This is a genomic window from Pseudomonas sp. JAI120 (assembly GCF_014207255.1).
Lineage (GTDB): Bacteria > Pseudomonadota > Gammaproteobacteria > Pseudomonadales > Pseudomonadaceae > Aquipseudomonas.
This window is the reverse complement of sequence record NZ_JACHCZ010000004.1, coordinates 1-17,133: the sequence shown is the minus strand read 5'-3', so window position 1 is coordinate 17,133 and position 17,133 is coordinate 1. Positions and strand designations below refer to the sequence as shown.

19 protein-coding genes are annotated in these 17,133 nt (G+C 60.7%); 7 read left to right on the top strand and 12 right to left on the bottom strand.

The features are described 5' to 3' along the window. Positions 1–2: 2 nt before the first annotated feature. Positions 3–383, bottom strand: a complete 381-nt coding sequence (locus HDC32_RS21160) for a hypothetical protein (protein ID WP_027607958.1) — start codon at positions 381–383, stop codon at positions 3–5. A gap of 147 nt (positions 384–530) precedes the next feature. Between HDC32_RS21160 and HDC32_RS21155 the strand changes: the two genes are divergently transcribed. Both HDC32_RS21155 and HDC32_RS21150 read left to right on the top strand, forming a co-directional pair. Then, positions 531–728: a heavy-metal-associated domain-containing protein gene (locus HDC32_RS21155; protein WP_053134724.1), complete on the top strand. Its 198-nt coding sequence runs from the start codon at positions 531–533 to the stop codon at positions 726–728. 85 nt (positions 729–813) lie between these two features. Further along, positions 814–2,007 carry a multidrug effflux MFS transporter gene (locus HDC32_RS21150; protein WP_141605441.1) on the top strand — a complete coding sequence of 398 codons (1,194 nt, stop codon included), beginning with the start codon at positions 814–816 and terminating at the stop codon, positions 2,005–2,007. 8 nt (positions 2,008–2,015) lie between these two features. Here HDC32_RS21150 and HDC32_RS21145 read toward each other — a convergent pair whose 3' ends face one another. The 3 genes from HDC32_RS21145 to HDC32_RS21135 form a co-directional block, all read right to left on the bottom strand. Then, the gene (locus tag HDC32_RS21145; RefSeq protein ID WP_131696673.1) at positions 2,016–2,198 is read right to left on the bottom strand and encodes a hypothetical protein; all 183 of its coding nucleotides are present in this window, start codon (positions 2,196–2,198) and stop codon (positions 2,016–2,018) included. Positions 2,199–2,345: 147 nt separating this feature from the next. After that, a complete protein-coding gene (locus HDC32_RS21140) occupies positions 2,346–3,359 on the bottom strand; it encodes a zinc-binding alcohol dehydrogenase family protein (RefSeq protein WP_131696672.1) in 1,014 nt (337 codons plus the stop codon). 24 nt (positions 3,360–3,383) lie between these two features. Then, complete coding sequence (locus HDC32_RS21135) at positions 3,384–3,677, bottom strand: putative quinol monooxygenase (RefSeq protein WP_131696671.1); 294 nt, start codon at positions 3,675–3,677, stop codon at positions 3,384–3,386. A gap of 115 nt (positions 3,678–3,792) precedes the next feature. Here HDC32_RS21135 and HDC32_RS21130 point away from each other — a divergent pair, with 115 nt between their 5' ends. Then, complete coding sequence (locus HDC32_RS21130) at positions 3,793–4,719, top strand: LysR family transcriptional regulator (protein ID WP_184745339.1); 927 nt, start codon at positions 3,793–3,795, stop codon at positions 4,717–4,719. Positions 4,720–4,856: 137 nt separating this feature from the next. Continuing rightward, positions 4,857–5,552, top strand: a complete 696-nt coding sequence (locus HDC32_RS21125) for a helix-turn-helix transcriptional regulator (protein ID WP_167656889.1) — start codon at positions 4,857–4,859, stop codon at positions 5,550–5,552. Positions 5,553–5,641: 89 nt separating this feature from the next. Here HDC32_RS21125 and HDC32_RS21120 read toward each other — a convergent pair whose 3' ends face one another. After that, positions 5,642–6,595, bottom strand: coding sequence for an adenosine deaminase (locus HDC32_RS21120; protein ID WP_043051475.1), 954 nt, complete (start codon positions 6,593–6,595; stop codon positions 5,642–5,644). A 194-nt stretch (positions 6,596–6,789) separates the two neighbouring features. Here HDC32_RS21120 and HDC32_RS21115 point away from each other — a divergent pair, with 194 nt between their 5' ends. Then, positions 6,790–7,881, top strand: a complete 1,092-nt coding sequence (locus HDC32_RS21115; protein ID WP_145336105.1) for a calcium:proton antiporter — start codon at positions 6,790–6,792, stop codon at positions 7,879–7,881. 62 nt (positions 7,882–7,943) lie between these two features. On the opposite strand, the gene HDC32_RS21110 is transcribed toward HDC32_RS21115, so the two are convergent. The 6 genes from HDC32_RS21110 to HDC32_RS21085 form a co-directional block, all read right to left on the bottom strand. Further along, a complete protein-coding gene (locus HDC32_RS21110; RefSeq protein ID WP_184745337.1) occupies positions 7,944–9,302 on the bottom strand; it encodes an 8-oxoguanine deaminase in 1,359 nt (452 codons plus the stop codon). A 146-nt stretch (positions 9,303–9,448) separates the two neighbouring features. Beyond that, positions 9,449–10,135, bottom strand: coding sequence for an SDR family oxidoreductase (locus tag HDC32_RS21105; RefSeq protein WP_131696666.1), 687 nt, complete (start codon positions 10,133–10,135; stop codon positions 9,449–9,451). A 56-nt stretch (positions 10,136–10,191) separates the two neighbouring features. Further along, a complete protein-coding gene (locus HDC32_RS21100; RefSeq protein ID WP_145336109.1) occupies positions 10,192–10,773 on the bottom strand; it encodes a YigZ family protein in 582 nt (193 codons plus the stop codon). A gap of 12 nt (positions 10,774–10,785) precedes the next feature. Continuing rightward, entirely contained in the window at positions 10,786–11,445 is a 660-nt protein-coding gene (locus HDC32_RS21095) for a TetR/AcrR family transcriptional regulator (RefSeq protein ID WP_027607945.1), read from the bottom strand. A gap of 87 nt (positions 11,446–11,532) precedes the next feature. After that, the gene (locus HDC32_RS21090; protein ID WP_184745335.1) at positions 11,533–12,927 is read right to left on the bottom strand and encodes a uracil-xanthine permease family protein; all 1,395 of its coding nucleotides are present in this window, start codon (positions 12,925–12,927) and stop codon (positions 11,533–11,535) included. An 88-nt stretch (positions 12,928–13,015) separates the two neighbouring features. Next, a complete protein-coding gene (locus HDC32_RS21085; RefSeq protein ID WP_027607943.1) occupies positions 13,016–13,936 on the bottom strand; it encodes a LysR family transcriptional regulator in 921 nt (306 codons plus the stop codon). A 126-nt stretch (positions 13,937–14,062) separates the two neighbouring features. On the opposite strand from HDC32_RS21085, the gene HDC32_RS21080 reads away from it, so the two are divergent. Next, the gene (locus HDC32_RS21080; RefSeq protein WP_131696662.1) at positions 14,063–15,412 is read left to right on the top strand and encodes an aspartate aminotransferase family protein; all 1,350 of its coding nucleotides are present in this window, start codon (positions 14,063–14,065) and stop codon (positions 15,410–15,412) included. 39 nt (positions 15,413–15,451) lie between these two features. Then, positions 15,452–16,945 (top strand): CoA-acylating methylmalonate-semialdehyde dehydrogenase, encoded by a 1,494-nt coding sequence (locus HDC32_RS21075; protein ID WP_131696661.1) that lies wholly within the window; start codon positions 15,452–15,454, stop codon positions 16,943–16,945. 3 nt (positions 16,946–16,948) lie between these two features. Here HDC32_RS21075 and HDC32_RS31875 read toward each other — a convergent pair. Beyond that, the coding region (locus tag HDC32_RS31875) for a hypothetical protein (RefSeq protein WP_221462005.1) at positions 16,949–17,133 on the bottom strand (185 nt) is incomplete at its 5' end.

Below are 17,133 nucleotides of genomic sequence, written 5' to 3'. Positions count from 1 at the left end.
CTTCAGTATTCCAGTGCCGCAGGTTTGAGGTACATGCCTTCCGGCCCCTGGGCAATGCGCAGCTTGCGTACGTCACCGGCCTTGAGCGTGATGTTCTGCGCCGGCGGTGCGAGCAGGCCAGGCAAGCAGCCCGGTGACTGGCCCGGCAGCAGTTTCAGGCGTAGCGACACATTGCCGGCGGGCAGGTTGAACGAGGTGGACTGTTCCTGGAACAGGCGCCCGGCCAACTGGTCCTGGATGTACAGACCGATTTCGCAATTAGTCGGTACTTCCAGGCGTTCGCGGGAAATGATCAGCACCGCATAGTCTTCTGCGGCGAGGGCCTGAGGCGCGGCGGCAGATAAGCTCATCAGGCCGACAAGGCCAAAAAACGACCAGCGCATGGCGAATGCTCCGTGGTTTGAATCAAAGATGGGTGAAGCTTGGCCGACGGAGCGGTGTAATACCAGCCCGGCCGAAAGTTTCAGAACTTGACCTTGCCATCGTGGCAAGGTCGAGACTGGGTTCAACCTCATCAAAGGAGTCATGTCATGCAAATATTCAGCGTTGAAGGAATGACCTGCGGCCATTGCGTTCGGGCGGTCACCCAGGCGGTGCAGAGCCAGGACCCCGCGGCCAGCGTGAAGGTCGACCTGGCGGCGAAAGAGGTGGGCGTCGAAAGCCGTCTGTCTGCCGATGAAGTGATCAGCCTGATCACCGAAGAGGGCTACACCGCCAAGCTGGCCTGACCCATTCAAATAGTTAGCGAGCTATCGTATTCAATGCACCCAAGCGCGGCTAAACTGTCGGGCTGCCGACACACTTGGGTGCCTGATGAACCTTCGCATAATCCTGATTCTGGGTGCCTTGAGCGCCTTCGCGCCGTTGGCGATCGACTTCTATCTGCCGGGCTTTCCTGCCATGGCGACGGCCTTCGGGACCGACGAAAAACATATCCAGTTGACCCTGGCGGTGTATTTCGCTGGCTTGGCCATCGGCCAGTTGATCTACGGCCCGCTGGCGGACCGCTTCGGTCGGCGCGGCCCGCTGCTCAGCGGCGTGACCCTGTTTACCCTGGCGTCCTTTGCCTGCGCGTACGCGCCCTCCCTGGAGTGGCTGATTGGCGCACGCTTCGTGCAGGCCCTGGGCGGTTGCGCAGGCATGGTGATTTCCCGTGCAGTGGTCAGTGACAAATGTGATGCGGTGGGCTCGGCCAAGGTGTACTCGCAACTGATGCTGGTGACCGGCCTGGCGCCGATCCTGGCGCCATTGGCGGGTGGTGTGATGGTCGGGTTGTGGGGCTGGCAGTCGATTTTCCTCGCGCTGTCGATCTTCAGCGTGATGGCGGCGATCGCCGTGGCGGTCGGTTTGCCGGAGACCTTTCCGGCCCATCAGCCGCGTCAGCCCTTGTCCGGGTCGCTACGCCGCTACGGCGCGCTGTTATCAGACCGGGTCTACCTCGGTTACGCCCTGACCGGGGGCATTTCGATTGCCGGGATGTTTGCCTATATCGCCGGCTCCCCGTTCGTATTTATCAAACTCTATGGCGTGCCCGCTGAGCATTACGGCTGGCTGTTCGGCTCCAACGCCGCCGGCTTCATCCTGGTTGCACAGGTTAACGCGCGGCTGCTGGCCAAACGTGGCCCGGCGTTTCTGCTGTCGCGTACGGTGTGGGTTTATCTGCTGGCAGCGCTGTCACTGCTGGGCATCGCGGCCTTGCGCACCGATGCTCTATGGCCGTTGCTGGTACCGCTGTTCATCTGTATCGCCAGCCTGGGCTGCATTCTGCCCAACACCTCGGCCTGCGCCATGAGCGGGCAGGGCGCCCGGGCCGGCAGTGCGTCGGCCTTGCTCGGTTGCATTCAGTTTGGTGTGGCGGCAGGGGCGGCTTCGTTGGTGGGCGTGCTGCACGACGGCACGGCGATGCCGATGGCGATGGTCATCAGCTTGTGCGGGGTGTTGGCGGTGACGATTGCGATGTCGACCCAGCGCCTGCAACGGGCAAGGGCCACGCAGGCGCAGGGCTGAAATGCAGGTCAGCCAGCGGCGGAGCGTTGCTGGCTGAGTGGGAAACGGTGGGGGGCCCGGATACGGGCTTGCAGGGTATCGGCAAAGGCGCGGGCCTCGGCCTCGCTGCGGAAGGTGAACGCATCGCCGTCGAGACGAACCTGCCATTTGTTTCCTGGGGATTTTGCTAACGCTTTTATCAGGATTTTCATTGCTGACTTCCTCACGTAAAAGAATCGTGGCAAAGGCGGCCAATATAAACCCGAATACGCTCACAAATATGACAAAGATCAACTCTCTGACTAGTGGTGTCGTCCATCACTCACACGAATAACGGACGACACTGACAGACGTTATCTTCAGAACCCTTCCAGCACGATCTTGCCCTTGGCCTTGCCGCTTTCCAGCAGCGCATGGGCACGGCGCAGGTTCGCCGCATTGATCACACCGAAGTGCTCGCCCAGCGTGGTTTTCAAGGTGCCGGCGTCGATCAGTTCGGCCACGCGATTGAGCAGGTTGTGCTGCTCGATCATGTCCGGCGTCTCGAACATCGAGCGCGTGTACATGAACTCCCAATGCAGTGACAGGCTCTTGCGCTTGAGTTTGCTCACGTCCAGCGCCTTGGGGTCGTCGATCAGCGCCAGCTTGCCTTGGGGTTGCAGCGCTTCGACCAGTTGGTCCAGGTGATGCTCGGTTTGGGTCAGGCTGGCGACGTGGGTTACCTGCGGGTGGCCGGCTTGTTTCAACGCTTCGCTCAGCGGTTGGCTGTGGTCGATCACCAGGTCGGCGCCGAGTGCCTTGGTCCATTCCTGGGTTTCCGGGCGCGAGGCGGTGCCGATCACCGTCAGTGCGGTGAGCTGGCTGGCCAGTTGGGTCAGGATCGAACCCACACCACCGGCGGCGCCGACAATGAGCAGGCTCTGGCCTTCAGCCTCTTTACCTTCACGCACTTGCAGGCGTTCGAATAGCAGCTCCCAGGCGGTGATGGCGGTCAGCGGCAGCGCGGCGGCTTCGGCATAGCCCAGGCTCTTGGGCATGTGGCCGACAATGCGCTCATCGACGGTGTGCAGTTCGCTGTTAGCGCCTGGGCGTATCAGGGAACCCGCGTAGAACACCTTGTCGCCGACTTTGAACAGGCTCACTTCGCTGCCGACGGCCTTGACCACACCGGCCACGTCCCAGCCCAGCACTTTGGCCGCGCCGTTTTCGGGGGCGACGTTCTGGCGCACCTTGGTGTCCACCGGGTTGACCGAGATGGCTTTGACTTCCACCAGCAAGTCGCGGGGACCGGCAACGGGCTCCGGCAGCTGGATGTCTTGCAGGGATTTTTCATCGTTGATCGGCAGTGATGCGTAGTAGGCAATGGCTTTCATGGGGGCTCCGGAAAAAGGCGGTGATCAGGCGAGAAACTTCAGGCGCTTGAGTTCGAAGTGTTCGATGACATCAGCGGCTTTAGCGCGAAAACTTTGGATATGCGCGCTCTGGTCGTGGTCGGCCAGTGCTGCGTCATCGCTCCAGCGTTCGAGCATGTAGAAGGTCTCCGGGTGCTGCAGATCCTGGTGCAGGTCGTATTGCTCGCAGCCGGCTTCAAGACGCGTGGGTTCCAGCAAGTCGCGCAGCAGCGGCTCCAAGGTGGCCTGTTGGCCAGGTTTGGCGATCAGCGTGGCGATGACGTTAAAGGCTGTGGACATATTCAACTCCAGACACGTGATAACGGGATGGGTAGATGATTGGCCATTTCCCTGCAAGATAAAAGCGGCTAAAACAGCACGCTGTTTCAATAATATTTTGATAATGGGTGGGTGAATGCTGCGTTTTGACGATTTGCAGTTGTTTGTACGCGCGGCGGACCTGGGCAGTTTGTCGGCGGCGGCGCGGGTGATGGACCTGTCGCCCGCCGTGGCCAGTGCGGCGCTCAAGCGCATCGAACAGCAATTGGGCGCGCGTCTGCTGGCGCGCTCCACCCGCAGCCTGCGCCTTACCGCCGAAGGTGAAGGCTTCCTGCAATATGCCCGCGCTGCGCTGAGTTCCCTGGACGAAGGACGGCGCTTATTGGCCAGTGGTCAGGACCATGTCAGCGGGGTATTGCAACTCTCGGCCCCTTCGGATTTCGGCCGCAACCAATTACTGCCCTGGCTGGACGAATTTCAGTACGAGTACCCGCAACTCACCGTACGCCTGCTGTTGGGTGATCGGATTGCCGACCTGTTCCGCCAGCCGGTGGACATTGCCCTGCGCTATGGCGAACCCGAAGACTCGAGTCTGATCGCCCTGCCCGTCGCGCCGCACAACGTTCGTGTGTTATGCGCAGCCCCCAGCTACCTCGCGCGTTATGGCGAGCCGCGACACCTGGAGCAATTGGCCCAGCACAATTGCTTGCTTTACATGCTTGGCAGCCGAGTCCATGACCACTGGACCTTTCACGATGGCAAACGTGAAATCAGCCTCACAGTCAGTGGCGACCGCTTCAGCGATGATGCCGATGTGGTGCGCCGCTGGGCGGTGGCGGGCGTGGGCATTGCCTACAAATCCTGGCTGGATGTGAGCACCGATGTACTGGCCGGGCGCTTGCGCCTGGTCTTGCCTGAGTTGCGTGGCGAGCGCACACCGCTCAATTTGCTGTGCGCCCACCGGGCCCAGTTGAGCAAACCTATCAACCTGCTGCGGGAAATGCTCGTGTCGCGCTGTGCGATATTGACCGCTCAATTGCCGTATCGATTGTGTACGACGTAATAGCCTCCATCAGACAAGGAAATTTCACTCAGCTCCTGTCCCTACTCACGCTGTCAGACACCGCGGAACCGCTGGTTTACGCACCTATACTTTGGCGCCCACCGCATCAGAAAAATAATTCGATAGGGAGTGAATCGATGGAAGAAGCACCATGCATCAGTCAGATCGCCAGCTTGCTCGCCGAGCCCAAACGCACCGCCATGCTCTGGTCCCTGATGGACGGCTCGGCCAAGTCCTCGGAGGAATTGGCAACGCTTGCCGGGCTGTCACCCGCCTCGGCCAATGCTCATCTGGCACGACTGACGGGGAGTGGCTTGCTGCGTACCGAGGGCGGGCGTGGCAAGCGACTGTTCCGCGTGGCGGCTGCCGATGTCAGCGTCGCCATCGATGCCTTGGCCAGTACGACCCTGGCCAGCGCAGCACGTAGCGCACCGCATGCTTCACCGCCGGTGTTGGTGGCGCCGCCACTGTTGCGACATGCGCGGCTGTGCCAGGGCCACCTCGGCGGCGAAGTGGCGGCGCAGCTGTATGAGCGGATGTTGGCGGCGGGGTGGATCGAGCGTCATGAACAACGCATTGAAGTCACGGTCAAGGGCGCACGGCACTTGGCGGGCCTGGGTATTTACACCCAGGCGCTGGCGTCGCCACTGGTGTGCGACTGCTTCGATTGGAGCCAGCGGCAACCGCACCTGGGCGGCGCGCTGGGTGCGGGGCTGTTGCAGCTGTTCCTGCAATCGAACTGGATCAGCCTGGTCAACGAGTCCCGGGCGGTGCAGCTCAACGATAACGGGCTGGCAGAAATCGCCCGATTGGCCATGTCCGAACAACCCTAGCGCCGACGGTTACCGCCGCGTACTCCTTATCATCATCGCCCTGGATTTTTTCGATTCCATGGACCTGGCGATGATGACATTGCGTGCAGTCAGGGTTTTACCAGGCGCGCATCCAGGCTGTTCTGCGCCAGGCGTTTGGCCTGGTCCTGGGTCATGCCCAGCGAGGTGTACAGCGCGTGGAAGTTTTCGGTGACATAGCCGCCGAAGTACGCCGGGTCATCCGAGTTCACCGTTACCTTCACGCCACGTTCGAGCATGTCGAGGATGTTGTGCTGGGCCATGTCGTCGAACACGCAGAGCTTGGTGTTGGAAAGCGGGCAAACGGTCAACGGGATCTGCTCGTCGATGATGCGCTGCATCAGGCGCTCGTCTTCGATGGCGCGTACGCCATGGTCGATACGCTGGATTTTCAGCAGGTCGATGGCTTCCCAGATGTACTCGGGCGGACCTTCTTCGCCGGCGTGGGCGACGGTGAGGAAGCCTTCGTGTCGGGCACGGTCGAACACACGCTGGAACTTGCTCGGCGGATGACCCATTTCCGAACTGTCCAGGCCCACGGCCACGAACGCGTCACGGAACGGCAGTGCCTGGTCGAGGGTTTTCTCGGCTTCGGCTTCGCTCAGGTGACGCAGGAAGCTGAGGATCAAACCGCTGGTGATGCCCAGCTGCTGCTCACCATCTTTGAGCGCGGCGGCGATGCCGTTGAGCACCACTTCGAACGGCACTCCACGGTCGGTGTGGGTTTGCGGGTCGAAGAAGGGTTCGGTGTGGATCACGTTCTGGGCTTTGCAGCGCAGCAGGTAGGCCCAGGTCAGGTCGTAGAAGTCCTGGGAGGTGCGCAGCACATCGGCGCCCTTGTAATACAGGTCGAGAAACTCTTGCAGGTTGTTGAAGGCATAGGCCTTGCGCAGGGTTTCGACGTCGTTCCACGGCAGCGCGATCTTGTTGCGCTCAGCCAGGGCGAACAGCAGCTCAGGCTCCAGCGAGCCCTCCAGGTGCAGGTGCAATTCAGCCTTGGGCAGGGCGTTGAGCCAATCGTACATTTTCTAAATTCTCATCAGGTGCAATGGCGGCATTCTACAGGCCATGGCTGAAATAATCGGCAAAACCTGACCAGCAGGAGAGTATTCGATTTGTTCACGCAAGGACCGTGTGAACTAAGGTGTAACGAAACGTTAGCGGCTTGGCGCAGTCTGTACCCCATCAATGACTGATTTGCCGTACTAAAAGGCCCGGAATGCTCACATCCCTCAAGCAAGAAAAATTCATGTTGCTGGCGCTGATTGCCGCCATCGCCGCCTACCCGTTGGAGCACTGGATGCTGCACAGCGGGCAAATGGTGGCGTTGTTGGCCGGCGTGGTGTTGATCGGTTTTATCGTGGTGGCATCGATGCGTGTGGCCCACCACGCCGAGCAACTCGCAGAAAAGGTCGGCGACCCCTACGGCACCATGATCCTGACCCTCGCCGCCGTGCTGGTGGAGGTGGTGATCCTGGCGATCATGATGAGCAACGAGCCGTCACCCACCTTGGTGCGCGACACCATTTATTCGGCGGTGATGCTCGATATCAACGGCATCCTCGGTCTGGCAGCGTTGATGGGCGGCATCAAGCATGGCGAACAGTCCTACAATGATGATTCGGCACGTACCTACAGCGTAATGATCCTGACCGCCATGGGCGTGTCGATGGTGGTGCCGGAGTTTATCCCCGAAGCCGACTGGAAAATTTACTCGGCCTTCACCATCGGCGCGATGGTGGTGCTCTACACCTTGTTCCTGCGCATGCAGGTGGGGCCGCACAGTTATTTCTTCAGCTATAGCTACCCGGAAAAGCGCCGCAAGAAACTTCCTGAGGAAGACGCGTCGCCGCCGGTGAACCTGGCGTTTTCCATCGGTACTCTGGTGTTCGGTGTGATTGTGATTGGTGCGCTGGCCGAGGTGATGTCCAAGACCCTCGACCTGGGCCTGGAAGGCACGGGCGCACCGCCGGTGATCACGGCGATCGTGGTGGCGGCTATTTCGGCGGCACCGGAGATTCTGACGGCCTTGCGTGCGGCGCTGGCCAACCGCATGCAGTCGGTGGTGAACATTGCCCTGGGCGCGTCGTTGTCGACGGTGATCCTGACGGTGCCGGTGATGGAAGCCATGGCGCTCTACACCGGCCAGCCGTTCCAGATGGCGATGACGCCGGTGCAAACGGTGATGGTGTTGATCACGTTGATTGTCAGCGCGATCAACCTCAACGACGGCGAAACCAATGCTATCGAGGGGATGACCCATTTTGTGTTGTTTGCGACCTTTATCATGTTGTCGCTGTTGGGTTTGTAAGCACCGCGCACTCCAATGTGGGAGGGGGCAAGCCCTCTCCCACATTTTGACCGGTGTTTGACTCAGGTTCCGGCGATCAGTTGCCGCGCCGCCTGGCTGTGATCGGCGATCAAGCCTTTCAGGTCCAGGCCTTCCACCTGCCCATCGATGATCCGCCATTTGCCGCCGATCATCACCCGGTCCGCCCGATCCGCGCCGCACAGCAGCAGTGCGGAGATCGGATCATGGCTGCCGGAGAAGCGCAGTTCATCCAGTTTGAACAGCGCCAGGTCGGCCTGTTTGCCTACGGCCAATTCACCAATATCCGTACGCCCCAGTAGCTGCGCCGATCCTTTGGTTGCCCAGCCCAGCACGCCTTCGGGAGTGATCTTTTCGGCGCCGTAACGCAGGCGCTGGATGTACAGGGCCTGGCGGGTTTCAAGGATCATATTTGACGCATCGTTGGAGGCAGAACCGTCCACACCCAGGCCGATGGGCGCGCCGGCAGCGATCAGGTCCAGGGTCGGGCAGATGCCGGAGGCCAGGCGCATGTTGGAACTTGGGCAATGGCAGATGCCCGTACCGGCGGCGCCAAGGCGCGCAATTTCATCCGGGTTGAAGTGAATGCCATGGGCCAGCCAGGTGCGCGGGCCGAGCCAGCCGACGCTGTCCAAGTAATCCACCGTGCGCAGGCCGAAGCGCTGCAGGCAGAAATCTTCTTCGTCGAGGGTTTCGGCCAGGTGGGTGTGCAGGCGCACATCCAGGCTGTTGGCCAGTTCGGCGCTGGCCTGCATGATTTGCGGGGTGACGGAAAACGGTGAGCAGGGTGCCAGGGCAATCTGGATGTGCGCACCGTCGCCGCGCTGGTGGTATTCGCGGATCAGGCGCTGGCTGTCGTCGAGGATGACCTGGCCCTGTTGCACCGTCTGTTGCGGTGGCAGGCCGCCGTCGGCTTCGCCCAGGCTCATGGAACCGCGGGTGAGCATGGCACGCATGCCCAGCTCGCGCACGCTGTCGACTTGCACATCGATGGCGTTTTCCAGGCCGTCGGGGAACAGATAGTGGTGGTCTGCCGCCGTGGTGCAGCCCGAGAGCAGCAACTCCGCGAGTGCCACCTTCGACGCCAGGGCGAGTTTTTCCGGAGTCAGTCGCGCCCAGACCGGGTACAGGGTTTTCAACCAGGGAAACAATGGCTGATTGACTACCGGCGCCCAGGCGCGGGTCAGGGTTTGATAGAAGTGATGGTGGGTGTTGATCAGCCCTGGCAGGACCACATGCTCACGCGCATCGAACACTTGGGCGCAGGGCTGTGCGGGTTCCTGACCCTGTGCCAGCACTTCGCTGATCACTCCGTCTTGCAGCACCAGGCCGCCACGGGCGTCGAGGTCGTTGGCGGTGAAAATCGCGAGGGGAGTTTTTAACCAGATACGGGTCGCAGGCATTGGCCGGCTCCTCTGAATAATGGGTTCAGGTTTGCCAGCTCAGTGATGCCCTGTCTGCTGATCCAGGGTCGCCGGTGAGGGCGAGGTGGGCAGTCTACGCGTGGATCGTTATCGACGGCAATCGCTCGATAACGACCCTGTGCGGCTTACCAGGCGATGGTGTCGCCCTTGTAGTCCACGAAGTGATGGCCGCCCTTGCCGGTGTAGGCGTTCACTTGGTCCACCAGGCCGCGCACGCTGGTGTCGACATCAATGTGCGCGTTTTCGCCGCCCATGTCGGTCTTTACCCAGCCCGGGTGCAGCGACAGCACGGTAAGTTTGTGATCGCCCAGTTGGGTAATGAAGCTGTTGGTCATGGAGTTGAGCGCGGCCTTGCTGGCCTTGTACAGGGCCAGGTCCGAGCCATCGGGGATGGTCACGCTGCCCAGCACCGAACTCATGAACGCCAGCACGCCGCTGTCCTTGCGGATCTGCCCGACGAAGCGCTGGGCCAGGTTGATCGGCGCCACGGCGTTGGTGAAGAACAGCTGGCCGACTTCCGCCAGGGTGGCATGGCCAGGTTCTTGATTGGCGGGGCCCTTGACGCCTGCGTTGACGAACAACAAGTCGAAGGTGCGGTCCTTGAGGCGTTGGTTCAGGGCGATCACGGCCTGCTGATCGTCCATGTCGAGTTTCTCGATCTGCACCGGGCCCACGGCTTTCAGGGCATCGGCCTTGTTCGGGTCACGCACGGTGGCGGTCACGTCCCAGCCGTCCTGGAGCAATTGCTTGACCAGGCCAAGGCCCAGCCCGCGTGAGGCGCCGATGATCAGTGCGGTTTTTGGCGTAGGCATGAAGGCTTCCTTTAAAAGTCGCGGTTCAGGGTGTTCAGCGGACAACATTAGCAGTTTCAGCGTTGCAGCAGGATGCGCCCACGGCTCAGGTCGGCGAGCTGGGTTTGCAGGGTGCCGATGTGGGCTTCGCCCAGGGCCAGTTGTAACTCCACGCCATTGGCGGTGAAGGTTTCTTCCAGCACCAGCCCGCCCAACTCGGCGACGCGCAGTTTGACCAGGTTCAACTCGGAGAAAGCGCAGGCGCAACTCAGCGGCACGCGGCTGATCAGTTCGATGCGCTCGGCATTTTGCAGGCACTTGTTCGCACCGCCACCATAAGCGCGGGCCAGGCCGCCGGTACCGAGTTGTATGCCGCCATACCAGCGAATCACTAGCACTGCGACCTGATCAAAACCTTGGGCTTCGATGGCCGCCAGGATCGGCCGCCCTGCGGTGCCGCCGGGTTCGCCGTCGTCACTGCTGCGGTATTGATCGGCCAGCTTCCAGGCCCAGCAGTTGTGCGTGGCGTTGAGGTCGCTGTGCTGCTCGAAAAATGCCTGGGCTTCTTGCGGGCTGGTGATCGGTGCGGCCAGGGTAATGAAGCGGCTTTTGCGAATTTCTTCGCGGAACTCGCAAAGGCCGGTGAGCGTGAAAGACATAAATAGCTTCGTCTAGAGGGCCGGCTTGATGCCGCAGCCCTTGAGAATGATGTGGATCAGGTTGGTGCCGGCGTCTTCCATATCTTGCTTGGTCAGCTTGGTGCGACCGGTGACGCGGCAGATCTGGGTGGCGAAGTCGGCATAGTGCTGAGTGCTGCCCCACAACAGGAAGATCAGGTGCACGGGGTCGATGGGGTCCATCTTGCCGGCGTCGATCCAGGCCTGGAACACCGCCGCCCGACCACTGAACCAGGCGCGGTAATCCTGGCTGAAGTATTCGGTCAGGCATTCGCCACCGCTGATGATTTCCATGGCGAAAATCCGCGAGGCCTGGGGCTGGCGCCGCGAAAACTCCATCTTGGTGCGGATGTAGCGGGAGAGGGCCACGGCCGGGTCGTCCTCGGCGGTCAGCGTGTTGAAGGTGCTGTCCCACAGTTCGAGGATATTGCTGAGCACTGCGATATACAGGCCCAGCTTGTTCGTGAAGTAGTAGTGCAAGTTGGCTTTGGGCAGCCCGGCGCTGGCAGCAATGGTGTTCATGCTGGTGCCCTTGTAGCCATGGCGCGCGAACTCATCTTCAGCAGCCTGGAGAATCGCTTGTTCGTTCTTTTGCCGGATGCGGCTGGCGGGCTTACCGGCGTGGTTGCTGTGGGCAGGAACTTCGAGGCTCATGGAGGTTTCCGTGCTGATCGATAGAGACGACGTGTGCACAGATAACCCACCCTCAAGCCTCAGACAAGTCCCGATGCAATAAAACCGTCAAAGCGGTTCCAGGGTGTCGCTTTCCTGCGCGTGGTTTGCGGCAGGAGCGGGCACCTTGGATTCCGGCAGTAACAGGCACAACACGATGGCGGTCAGGCCGCCGCTGGTGATGGCCGAGTCGAACAGGTTCTGCACCAGGGTTGGCATTAGGTGCAGCAGGTTCGGTTGGGCGGCGATGCCCAGGCCGACGCCGAACGAGGTGGCGATGATCAGCATGCTGCGACGGTCCAGGGGGGCCTGGGCGAGGATGCGTACGCCGGCGGCGGCCACACTGCCGAACATCACCAGGGTTGCGCCGCCCAACACGGGCTTGGGGATTTGTTGCACCACGGCACCGATCAACGGGAACAAACCCAGGCAGAACAGCACCACGCCGATGTACAGGCCGACGTAGCGGCTGGCCACGCCGGTCAGTTGGATCACGCCGTTGTTCTGGGCAAAGGTGGTGTTGGGGAAGGCGCTGAACGTGGCGGCGATCATGCAACTGACACCATCGCCGAGGACGCCGCCTTTGAGTCGGCTTATATAGGAAGGCCCGCTGATGGGTTGGCGCGCGATCATGCAGTTGGCGGTGAGGTCGCCGACGGTTTCGATGCTGCTGATCAGATAAATCAGCGCGATCGGCAGGAAGGCGCTCCAGTCGAAGTTGAAGCCGAATCGAAAGGGGATCGGCAGGCTGACTAAAGGCAAGTCGCCCAGTGCCTGGGGGACCAGCTTGCCACTGAACCAGGCTGCGAGGCTGCCGAGGGCGAGACCGATGATGATCGCCGAGAGGCGCACCCAGGGTGTGTTGGAGCGGTTGAGCAAGATGATTGTCAGCACCACGAACAGACCCAGTGCAAGGTTGGTCGGTGCGCCGAAGTCCGGTGCGTTGAAACCGCCGCCCAGGTCAGTGATACCGACCTTGATCAGGCTGATGCCGATCAGGGTAATGACAATCCCGGTCACCAGCGGGGTGATCACTCGGCGCAGTTGACCAATAAAGCGGCTGAGAATGACCTGCACTGCGGCGCCGAAAAAGCACACGCCGAAGATCATCGCCATGATGTCTTCCGGGCTGCCGCCGCGTTGCTTGACCAGAAAGCCGGCCGACAGCACTGCGCCCAGAAACGCAAAGCTGGTGCCTTGCAGGCAGATCATCCCGGCGCCGATCCCAAATGGCCTACGGGCCTGAATGAATGTGCCGACGCCGGACACCATTAACGCCATGCTGATCAGGTAGGGCAAGTGTGCGGTCAGGCCCAGGGTGGAGCCGATGATCAGCGGTGGCGTGATGATGCCGACAAAAGCGGCCAGCACATGTTGCAGTGCGGCCAGCAAGGCAGGGGCGGGTTTGGGGCGGTCATTGAGACCGTAGATCAGGTCACTGGGGCTGGAGGATTCTGGTGGCATGGCAAGCAAACTCGAGGCGGACGGTTCTAGGTCCTGGTGTCCTTGCAAAAAGCTGTCCAGGTGCTCAGCTTTTTGCGTAAGGCCCGAGTTAGCGCGTTGCCGCCAGGCTTTCCAGGAAGCTTTCCAGCACCAAATGAGGGCGACGGCCTTTGCGCGTGACCGATGCGAGGCTTAAATCGTAAAAGCGCGTAGCCGGTTTCAGCGCGCGCAGTCGGCCTTGTTGCACCCATAGGCTCGCGTAGTGGTCGGGCAAGTAACCGATGTAGCGACCGGTGAGAATCAGGAATGCCATGCCTTCGCGGTCCGAGGCGCTGGCGGTGCAGTTGAGTGCCTGGTAATGGGCCTGGATCTCGGCGGGCAGGCGGAAGGTGGGGGCGATGGCGTCCTGGGCGTCGATGCGCTCGTCGCCCAGTTGCTTGTCGTCGGCATAAAACAGGGGGTGGCCAACCGCGCAGTAAAGCAGTGAGCGTTCGCTGTACAGCGCCTGGTATTCCAGGCCGGACAGGGCGCTGGCCTGGGGCACCACACCGACATGCAGGCGGCCGTCGAGTACGCCTTGTTCGACTTCATTGGGGGCGATCATGCGGATCTGGATTTGTACGTCCGGTCCACGTTCCTTTAGCTGTGCCAGGGCGTGGGTGATTCGCATGTGGGGCAAGGTGACCAGGTTGTCGGTGAGGCCGATGATCAACTCGCCGCGCAAGTGCTGGTGCAGACCGTTGACCTCGGTGCGGAAACTTTCCAGGGCGCTTAGTAGTTGTAGGGCCGATTGGTAGACCTCGCGGCCTTCTTCGGTCAGCGAGAAACCGGCACGGCCGCGTTGGCAAAGTCTTAATCCGAGCCGCTGCTCAAGATCGCTCATTTGCTGGCTGATGGCGGAGCGGCCGATGCCAAGCACGGTTTCCGCCGCCGAGAAGCCGCCGCACTCCACGACGCTGCGAAAGATGCGCAACAGGCGGATATCGAAGTCGCTGACTTGGGCCAGGGGATCGGGTCGACGGCTGCTCATAGTTTAGTGAAGCCCTGACTGAAGGTTAGAAGAGTTGGATTTCACCGACTTTATGCCCGTGGCAATTTAGCTGCAACAACGCTTTTTCAATCCCGACGCTGCCTGTTGCCCTGCGAGGTTTTGCTGATGAACATGCCCGAAAACGCCCCATCGTCCCTGGCCAGCCAATTGAAGTTGGACGCTCACTGGATGCCTTACACCGCCAACCGTAACTTTCAGCGTGACCCGCGTCTGATCGTAGCCGCCGAAGGCAGCTGGTTGACCGATGACAAGGGGCGCAAGGTGTACGACTCGTTGTCGGGCCTGTGGACCTGTGGCGCCGGGCATACGCGCAAGGAAATTCAGGAGGCGGTCGCCAAGCAGCTGGGCACGCTTGACTACTCCCCAGGCTTCCAGTACGGCCATCCATTGTCTTTCCAACTGGCGGAAAAGATCACCGATTTGACCCCAGGCAACCTGAATCACGTGTTTTTCACCGACTCCGGTTCCGAGTGCGCCGATACTGCGGTGAAGATGGTGCGTGCCTACTGGCGCCTGAAGGGCCAGGCCACCAAGACCAAGATGATCGGCCGCGCCCGTGGTTATCACGGTGTGAACATCGCGGGTACCAGCCTGGGCGGCGTCAACGGCAACCGTAAGATGTTTGGTCAGGCGATGATGGACGTTGACCATCTGCCTCACACCTTGCTGGCGAGCAATGCTTTCTCTCGCGGCATGCCGGAGCAGGGCGGTATTGCTTTGGCTGATGAGTTGCTCAAGCTGATCGAACTGCACGACGCGTCGAACATCGCCGCTGTGTTTGTCGAACCGATGGCCGGCTCCGCTGGCGTGCTGGTGCCGCCGCAGGGTTACCTCAAGCGCCTGCGTGAGATCTGCGACCAGCACAACATTCTGCTGGTGTTCGACGAAGTGATCACCGGCTTCGGTCGTACCGGCTCGATGTTCGGCGCTGACAGCTTCGGCGTGACCCCGGACCTGATGTGCATCGCCAAGCAAGTCACCAACGGTGCGATCCCAATGGGTGCGGTGATTGCCAGCAGCGAGATTTATCAGACTTTCATGAACCAGGCCACGCCGGAATACGCGGTGGAGTTCCCCCACGGCTACACCTATTCGGCGCACCCGGTTGCCTGCGCGGCGGGCCTGGCGGCATTGGACCTGTTGCAGAAGGAAAACCTGGTGCAGAGCGTGGCCGAAGCCGCGCCGCACTTTGAGAATGCGCTGCACGGTTTGAAGGGCAGCAAGAACGTGATCGACATCCGTAACTACGGCCTGGCCGGTGCGATCCAGATTGCCCCACGTGACGGTGATGCCATCGTGCGTCCATTCGAGGCCGGCATGGCTCTGTGGAAAGCGGGCTTCTATGTGCGCTTTGGCGGTGACACCCTGCAGTTCGGGCCAACCTTCAACAGCAAGCCGCAGGACCTGGATCGCCTGTTCGATGCGGTCGGCGAAGTGCTGAACAAGATCGACTGATTTCTCCTTCTATATAGAACAACTTTTCAGGAGCCCTGCATGAGTCTTATCCAGCATTTGATCAACGGTGAGTTGGTCAGTGAGTCCGGCCGTACTGCCGATGTGTATAACCCGTCCACGGGCCAGGTGATTCACCAAGTGCCACTGGCCAGCCGCGAAACCATTCAACGTGCTATCGACTCGGCCAAGGCGGCCTTTCCGGCTTGGCGTAACACGCCGGCGGCCAAGCGCGCGCAGGTCATGTTCCGGTTCAAGCAATTGCTGGAGCAGAACGAAGCACGTATTTCGCAGCTGATCAGCGAGGAGCATGGCAAGACGCTGGAAGATGCCGCTGGCGAACTGAAGCGCGGGATCGAGAACGTTGAGTATGCGTGCTCGGCGCCGGAGATTCTCAAGGGCGAGTACAGCCGCAATGTCGGGCCGAACATTGATGCCTGGTCGGACTTCCAGCCTTTGGGCGTAGTGGCCGGTATTACCCCGTTCAACTTCCCGGCGATGGTGCCGCTGTGGATGTATCCGCTGGCGATTGTTTGCGGTAACTGCTTCATCCTCAAGCCTTCGGAGCGTGATCCGAGTTCGACGTTGTTGATCGCGCAACTGCTGCAGGAAGCCGGTCTGCCTAAAGGTGTGCTGAGTGTTGTGCACGGCGACAAGGGCGCGGTGGATGCGTTGATCGAGGCGCCGGAAGTCAAGGCGCTGAGTTTTGTGGGGTCGACGCCGATTGCCGAGTACATATATTCCGAAGCGACCAAACGCGGTAAGCGCGTACAGGCACTGGGTGGGGCGAAGAACCATGCTGTGCTGATGCCGGATGCAGACCTGGATAACGCGGTCAGTGCTTTGATGGGCGCGGCCTATGGTTCCTGTGGCGAGCGCTGCATGGCGATCTCGGTGGCGGTGTGCGTAGGTGATCAGGTGGCGGATGCGTTGATCGCCAAGCTGGTGCCACAGATCAAGGCGCTGAAGATCGGTGCGGGCACGACATGTGGACTGGATATGGGGCCACTGGTGACGGGCCAGGCGCGGGATAAGGTCAGCGGCTACATAGAAGACGGTGTTGCGTCTGGTGCGGAGTTGGTGGTTGATGGTCGTGGACTGAGTATTGCCGGGAATGAAGACGGCTTCTTCCTGGGGGGTAGTCTGTTTGACCATGTGACGCCTGAGATGCGCATCTATAAGGAAGAGATCTTCGGGCCGGTATTGTGCGTGGTCCGGGTGAGCAGCCTGGAAGCGGCGATGCAACTGATCAACGATCACGAGTATGGCAACGGTACGTGCATCTTCACCCGTGACGGTGAAGCGGCGCGTCTGTTCTGTGACGAAATTGAAGTGGGTATGGTCGGTGTGAATGTCCCATTGCCTGTGCCGGTGGCTTATCACAGCTTTGGTGGCTGGAAGCGTTCGTTGTTTGGCGACTTGCACGCCTATGGGCCGGATGGGGTGCGTTTCTACACCCGTCGTAAGGCGATCACCCAGCGTTGGCCGCAGCGGGCCAGCCATGAAGCGTCGCAATTCGCTTTCCCTAGCTTGTAAGCCTCAGTAAGCAGAAAGCCGGCCCCTTGGGGCCGGCTTTTGCGTTTTTGACTTATATGACAGAAAGATGAAAAAGAAGGTTGACGGCAGATCCTGGAAGTCTATAATTCGCCCCACTTCCGGCGCAGTCGAAACGTAAAACTCCTTGGTAAACAAAGAGTTATGCAGGATTAGACGGCGAATTGCTT